Annotated in this window: 2 protein-coding genes; one reads left to right on the top strand and one right to left on the bottom strand. The window is 57.7% G+C overall.

Annotation, left to right across the window (positions count from 1 at the left end; translation table 11 throughout):
- Window positions 1–237 precede the first annotated feature (237 nt).
- Window positions 238–1,257, bottom strand: a complete 1,020-nt coding sequence (locus QW887_RS34840; protein WP_316196200.1) for a phosphotransferase — start codon at window positions 1,255–1,257, stop codon at window positions 238–240.
- A gap of 374 nt (window positions 1,258–1,631) precedes the next feature.
- On the opposite strand from QW887_RS34840, the gene QW887_RS34835 reads away from it, so the two are divergent.
- Window positions 1,632–2,024 carry a SecDF P1 head subdomain-containing protein gene (locus QW887_RS34835; RefSeq protein ID WP_316161024.1) on the top strand — a complete coding sequence of 131 codons (393 nt, stop codon included), beginning with the start codon at window positions 1,632–1,634 and terminating at the stop codon, window positions 2,022–2,024.
- The last annotated feature ends 179 nt before the right edge of the window (window positions 2,025–2,203 follow it).

Below are 2,203 nucleotides of genomic sequence, written 5' to 3'. Positions count from 1 at the left end.
CTTCAGTCCTGCCCACTAGACAGACTGAATCACCGATATCTCTGCGTCGCAACTGCTGACTTTTTCAACGAAATCGGTCAAAAGCGGCCCTCGGCAGCCAGCATGCCCTTGGTCGAGTCATCTCTCGGAAGCGGACATCGCCGCGCTCTGGGCCGAGGTCGGCCACGGGCCAACAGCAGACCTTCCGGCGTGCCATGTAACTGGGTCGCGCCCTGCTTCCACTGGATGGTCAGTTGGTCAACCCTGCTTCACCACTTCCAGCATTTCGCTGAAACCGGGCGCCGCTAACCCCGTGATGAAGGCCGTGAGCGACATCTTCGCAAATGCGTAAGCCACATCAGGTGAGCCAGACGCCAAACGTCCCTCCGCTACGGCGGCGCGAAATTCTATGGGTGTCATTCCTGCAAGATCTTCGTTGGATGCCGACCGGTGCAGTGTCCCCAAAAGGCTATCGAGAACGATGCAACCGTAGAAGAGTCGCGTAAGCAGTCGAATAACGCTCAGTCGAGCGCGCAAGCGGCGATCGGGGACTGCACCAAACGCCGTCTCCAGTAAAATTGCCTCAAGCTCCGCCGATTCCGCCACTTCGATGGTCAGAATCGCCAGGTCAACCAGCGGATCATTTCGCCAAGCGAGTTCCCAATCGACAAGCCAAACGTGCTTGCCGTCGAAGAGGATATTTCGCACGTTTGGGTCATTGTGGCTTGAAACCAATGAGGACGAGTCCCACGGAAGCGCTGCGCGAATCAGAGCAAGCCCCTCAGCGTGACGGTCCAACTGACCGGACGCGAAGCGTCCTGACTTTACGAGTTTAATCATGATGTTCTGAATCAGCTCTGGATAATCGAGCATGATCGGAAACGGTGGACTCGACTGTAGCTGCGCCGTGAGCTTGCCGAGAGCGCGTACCGCTCCTGCGAGTCCGTCAGGATGCTGCGCGAGTGGTCTGTTTGGTACAAAATCCATAACCGACAGGCCGGTCGCCGCATCTGAGTAGTGTACGGCAGGCGCAGCGCCGACCGCGGCGGCTGTGGTCATGCATGAAAGGCCTCTCTGGCGATCTTGGAGTGCGACGCGTTCAGGTTCGATCCGCAGCACATAATCTCGCTCTCTTACTTCAAAGCGAAGGATCAGCGCTCCCGAAACTCCGCCCTTCAGGGGCTGAAGAGCAGCTACATTCCAAGTACCGAACACGGTCTTAAGAGCAGCGCGCACGTCATCGAGGCGAGCTTCGGGTACGATTTTCGAGACGTGCATGTTCGTCCAGACGCTTGAACGGCGGCCGACACTATCGCGCGGGCTACCCAGGGCGGGCCTTCAGGCGAAAGCCCAAAGTCTCTGTTTAGGACGAAGTATCCACTGGCCCGCGGCCTCCATGCGTATCCTGAGGCTATCAAATTCAAACTCTAGCGGTCAAGCTACTATGCACTTTACCGACCAGCTTGTGTCTCAGAGACGTCTCAGTTGGGTCAAAACCGGCCTTATCGACCTGGGATGTGGCTTCTGCTCTGGCCCGGCGAGCCGATGTCCTTGACGCCGACCAGAGGTCTCAAACGGGCCAGTAGGCGACGTGAGTGCTCTCGTCTACAATGACGCAGACGCCAGATCTGCGTGGACCTTGGAGCTGGGCAATGAAGTCGTTGAGATGCCGATCACTACTGATTGCTGTCACCACGTTTGTGTTGATTTCGGGATGCGTGGCGGATGAACTCGTGGTTGTGCTCAGCAGTGCAAAAGCAGGTCACGATGAGCGAACAGGACGGCCCATCCTGAACTTGATCTTCGCGGAGACGTCCGAGGAAACGCTGCGTATTCTTGGCAACAGCAATCTTGGTCAGCCGCTTGAGCTTCGTCTTGCGGGACGGACGCTTCTGACCCCGGTCATTCGAGAGCCCATGGAAGGCGGGACCTGGCAGATCAGTGATCGCGATTGGACGGATCAAGAAGTGATCGATCTGGCTAAACAACTCAACAATGCCCCGAAAGGGGAACTTGAAGTCCGGACGATGCAGCCACGGAAGTAGTCCGCTTCGGGTCCCAAGCCGCCTCTCGGTCCCGCCGTGGGTTACTTCCGGTTGTGCCCCGGGAGCTGACATCGCCCGCGTCGACTGGAAGTCCGGGATGGGCCGATTCCGTTGAAAAAGTCGGCAGTAGTTTCGTCGTGAACGCCATCTGTTTCGAGGACGAATTGGCGCGTTGTGGT

The sequence above is a fragment of the Bradyrhizobium sp. SZCCHNRI3052 genome, assembly GCF_032484895.1.
In the GTDB taxonomy this organism is placed as follows: Bacteria; Pseudomonadota; Alphaproteobacteria; order Rhizobiales; family Xanthobacteraceae; genus Bradyrhizobium.
The sequence above is the reverse complement of the archived record's forward strand: the minus strand, read 5'-3'. Positions and strand labels throughout refer to the sequence as shown.